Annotated in this window: 1 pseudogene; it reads right to left on the reverse strand. The window is 74.3% G+C overall.

Annotated features, from left to right (window positions below):
• Positions 1-280, reverse strand: a pseudogene (locus ADL15_RS54395) (IS607 family element RNA-guided endonuclease TnpB); the annotation flags it as partial.

Raw genomic sequence — 280 nt, forward strand, 5'->3', positions numbered from 1 at the left:
CGATCAGTTCCCCGGTGGACAGCACCGCCAGGTGCTTGATCCCGACGTCCACACCGGCCACCGACGAGGGCCGGGCCGGTGCCCGCTCGGCGCGTTCGACTCCGGCCGTGAACGACACGTGCCAGCGCCCGCCGTCACGGCGCACGGTCGCGGACATGATCCGGGCCGTGCCGGCCTCGAGGCGGCGGGCCAGCTTGCGGGCCGACTCGTGCAGCTTCAACCGGCCCAGCCGGGGGAGCACGACGTGCATCCGGTCCGGCTCGACCCGGATCGCTCCGGT

It is taken from the genome of Actinoplanes awajinensis subsp. mycoplanecinus, from assembly GCF_001509495.1.
Taxonomy (GTDB): domain Bacteria; phylum Actinomycetota; class Actinomycetes; order Mycobacteriales; family Micromonosporaceae; genus Actinoplanes; species Actinoplanes palleronii.